The following is a 3,926-nucleotide window of genomic DNA, read 5'->3' on the forward strand; positions in this document are numbered from 1 at the left end:
CCTGCGCGCCGGCCATGCAGATGTGCTGGACAAGTTCACCGAACATCCGCTGCGGCAGCTGGAGCTTGCGAAGGCCTATCTGGAAAGCAGCGAGGTGACTGCCCACGGCCCCGCCATGGAGCGGGTGCTGGATGCCTTGGCTGAAGAACAGATCGAGGCGCAGCGCGCGCGTCACGCGGCGACCCATGGCGAGAAGGGGATCACCCATGGATAAGGGCAAGATCGCGGGCGGGATCCTCAGCCTGACGCTGGTCGGCCTCGCCATCGGCTACGTCGTGGCCACAGGCTATCTGATCCTGCGTTATGGGCTGTCGACCGAGCGCATTGATTTCACATTGCTCGCGCGGGAATACCGCGGGCTTGGGACCACCGCCACGAAGGACTTCCTTTGGGTGAACCTGATCCTGGGCGGCTTTGGCATAGCCGCGCTCATGCTGAGCGTCACGCTTCTCGGCGACGCACTGACCCGGTTCGGCACGACACATTGGCAGACCAAGGCCGAGATGAAGCGCAACGGCTTTTTTGCCAAGCCGGGCGGTGGGTTCCTGTTGGGCAAGCTTGGTCGCCCGAAATCGAAGCGTCCCTTCCTCGTGTCAAAAACTTTCCCGCATGCGCTGATCGTGGCGCCGACGGGCCGAGGCAAGGGCGTGGGCTTCGTCATTCCGAACTTGCTGACCTACAAAGGCTCGGCCGTGGTGCTCGACGTAAAGGGCGAGAACTTCCGCGAGACCTCGCGCTTCCGCGCCAGCATGGGCGACAAGGTGTTTCGGTTCGCGCCGACCGACTGGGATCGGCCGACCCACCGCTACAATCCGCTGGCGCGTATCGCGGCTATGACCAACCCTGACCGGCAGCAGATGGAGTTGAAGCTGACCGCCAAGCTCTTCCTGCAGACCGACAACGAAAAGCTGAGCGGGCTACTGGCAGGCGGCATTGATCTGTTTGTGGCGGCGGGCCTTCTGGCCTTCGAGCGCGGCGTTCCGACCATCGGCGAGATCTACCGGATCACCGCCTCGGGCGGCGACAAGCAGAAGGAATACCTCAAGCGCGCACAGGAGGTGAAGAACAAGTCGGCCAAGCTGATCTTCGAGCGCATGGCCTCGACCAACAACGACACCCTGACCTCTTACCTGTCGCTCCTGATGACTTCGGGTCTCGACACCTGGGACAACCGTGCGATCGACGCGGCCACCGCGACCTCGGATTTCTCCTTCCGGGACATCCGGCGTCGCCCCCACGCCATTTATCTCGTGGTCGAGTCCGAGATGATCCGCCCGCTAGCTCCGCTGATCCGGCTCTTTTTCTCCGACCTGATCGCCTCGCTGCAGGCGCAAGAACCGGGGGACGACGAGCCTTGGCCGGTGATGATCATGCTCGACGAATTCGACCGCCTTGGGAAAATGCCGATCGTCGCCGAAAGCATCAAGACGCTGCGCTCCTTCGGCGGGAACCTCGCCATTGTGACACAGACCATCCCGGCGCTGGACGAGATCTATGGCGAAAACACGCGCCGGTCGCTTCAGGGCGGCGCGGGCGTGAAGCTCTACCTCACCCCGTCCGAGCAGAAGACCATCGAGGAGCTAAGCCAGGCGGTCGGCAAGACCACGAAGCGCGTGGTCACCCGGTCCCGCGCGGTCGGGCGCAACCCGTTCGAGGGGCGCAGCGTTTCCGAGCGGACAGAGGATACGCCGCTCCTGACGGAAGACCAGGCACGCCGCATGGACCTCGACGAGGTGATCCTCGTGATCGACGCGCAGATGCCGATCCGGGCGCGGCGGATCAAGTATTTCGAGGACCCGATACTCAAGGTGCTGCATGCCGGTCAGGCGGGGAGTTTCCCTTATCCAGATGAAGATGGTCTGCGGCGGGATCGGCAGATGTCCGAGACACGCGAGACCGTGGAGAAGCTGAAGCAGGAACTGCAGGCGGTTAGGGCTGCTGCGGGAGCGCAGGGGTCTGGGACTGCGCCCCCGTCGATGACCGTTGAGCCACCTGCAACGGAGACGCAGGATCCGCAGCCAGCGCCATCAGGTCGGGCGCGCGGACGAGCAGCACGCGCTGCGGCGGGTGGCGGTGGGTCCGGTCAATTGTCGTTCGATCTGGCTGAACTGGGGCTCAAGGAGGCAGACAGGACCCAGCTTGCGTCGGCTGTGCAGACGACACGGGCGATCATCGCGGAGCATGCTTAACGGGTCCACAGCGGATGGCTTGCCGCTTACCACGCACCAAGCATGTCAATGCAACATATCGCGGGCAGCTTGCTCGACAGCACTTTGCTTCTCGAACGCCGCCTTCATCTTGGCAGGTGTCCCAAATACTTCATTGAGCATTTCTGCAACCGCTATGTTCATGGCCACAAAATCACCTTCAGCTTCGCCAGCGGTAAGTCCCACATCCATCGTTGTGCCATTGTCCAGAACGAGGCGCACCCTTGCTTGATCATCGCTGTAAAAATCGAAGGGAGAATCCAACGAGAGGGGCGTGAATGAAAGCTCGAAATACTCGTGGCGCTCATCGCCCTCGTCATCCTCACTGGTGAAATCAGCCACGAAATCATGGGTGTTGATGAAGTGGATGGTCCAGCGCCGATCATACGTTGTGCCATCTGTTGACAGCATCGCCGCAATAGGGTCGCTGAGATCCTGGCGAAGACGAGAGACTAGGAAATCGGTCATCGCCAGCTCTGTCAGGCTGAGTCCCGTATCCATATCGAATAGATCGACAAAGTTGATTGCCCAAAGAAATGCACATTCCCGCATGCGGGTTAATGTGTCCTCCCGCGTCGCCTCTTCTGGCGTGACGAGCACCAAGCTGTGGTTCTTCGGTCCCAAGTATGCGCAGATGCTGGCGATAGTGTTCGAGATGAAACCATCACTTTCAGGAACTCCATATGCGGCGGCGTCGTTCGCGCTCAACACACCGATGTATGCTTCGGGCGCTTCCTGGAAGATATCGTGATAAATGCCTGCCATATGCCGACAATAGCTTTGCCAGGCATTGATTTGCTCAAGCGCCGTGAGCTGCATGGTCGTCGGTATATCGGTTTCGCCCGTTGCCCACTTGGCCACCGTTTCTTCGCGCACCCCCCAGAACTGGGCTGCTTCGAGGTTGGTAAAACCAAACCGCCTTAGGATGACCGAAGCCATGGTTACCTTCTGCTTATCGGTCATGAGTTGCCTCTGAATTCATCTCGATTTCGTCCGCCTTCTCGCCGTGGTTACGGCGCCAGCCGTTTTGCCCTCTCGGCCATCCGTACCACCTGCGCGCTTGCCGTTGCCGCCGCACTCCGCACAGCTGCGGGTGCCTGCACAGCACCCCGCCCGATCGCTTCGCCTGTCGTGAGTGCACCGATCCTCGCCCGGCCCTTGACGCCGTCCGTATTGAAGACTCCCCGCATGATCCCGGCCGAGCCAGAGACCACAGCGGGCGCCGCAGCCACCATCAGGTTCCCCGAGATCCCCCGCACAATCAGGGGCGTTGCCGCGACGAACCCCTTGGCCAGGAATACCATCACGAAGAACGGCACCAGCGAGCCGATATTGGTCGCGGAGTTTGGGTCACCGAGTTGCGCGAGAAGCGAATTCGCCATGCCGACCACGGTCGAGAACATGGCGGCGATGACGATGGGGTAGAAGGCGTAGCTGATCGTCGTCGAGACCCACCTGTGAAAGAAATCCTTGGTCGCATCGAACAGCGACAAAGCGATCATGATCGGAGCGAGGCCGAGCATCAGGGTCAGCATCATCTTGGCGAAGATGAGGACGATGCCCGTCATGAAGCCGAGCAGGCTCAACATGACAAGGCCGATCCCGCCCAGGATCGCGCCGGTCATCCAGTTCAGGTTGTTGCCGATCGCGTTCAGGTATTGGCTGAACTCGGTGATCAGCCGGTCGAATTCGCCCGCGAAGTAGGTGGCCCCTGCCCCG

The 3,926-nt window shown here is 61.1% G+C and carries 3 protein-coding genes and 1 pseudogene; 2 read left to right on the forward strand and 2 right to left on the reverse strand.

The annotated features are described in order from the left end of the window. Both Q7J44_RS22120 and Q7J44_RS22125 read left to right on the forward strand, forming a co-directional pair. Window positions 1–214, forward strand: a pseudogene (locus Q7J44_RS22120) (hypothetical protein); the annotation flags it as partial. Next, on the forward strand, window positions 207–2,189 hold the full coding sequence (locus Q7J44_RS22125) for a type IV secretory system conjugative DNA transfer family protein (protein ID WP_304883248.1): 1,983 nt from the start codon (window positions 207–209) through the stop codon (window positions 2,187–2,189). The pseudogene Q7J44_RS22120 and the gene Q7J44_RS22125, both read left to right, overlap by 8 nt. A gap of 45 nt (window positions 2,190–2,234) precedes the next feature. On the opposite strand, the gene Q7J44_RS22130 is transcribed toward Q7J44_RS22125, so the two are convergent. Together Q7J44_RS22130 and Q7J44_RS22135 are read right to left on the reverse strand one after the other, a co-directional pair. After that, entirely contained in the window at window positions 2,235–3,170 is a 936-nt protein-coding gene (locus Q7J44_RS22130) for a hypothetical protein (protein ID WP_304883249.1), read from the reverse strand. 47 nt (window positions 3,171–3,217) lie between these two features. After that, the coding region (locus tag Q7J44_RS22135) for a type IV secretion system protein (protein WP_304883250.1) at window positions 3,218–3,926 on the reverse strand (709 nt) is incomplete at its 5' end.

Source organism: Pseudotabrizicola sp. (assembly GCF_030656345.1).
Classification (GTDB): Bacteria; Pseudomonadota; Alphaproteobacteria; order Rhodobacterales; family Rhodobacteraceae; genus Pseudotabrizicola.

Coding starts and splice junctions, on each gene's coding strand:
- Q7J44_RS22130 (WP_304883249.1), bottom strand. CDS start 3,170: ATGACCGATAAGCAGAAGGTAACCATGGCTTCGGTCATCCTAAGGCGG.
- Q7J44_RS22125 (WP_304883248.1), top strand. CDS start 207: ATGGATAAGGGCAAGATCGCGGGCGGGATCCTCAGCCTGACGCTGGTC.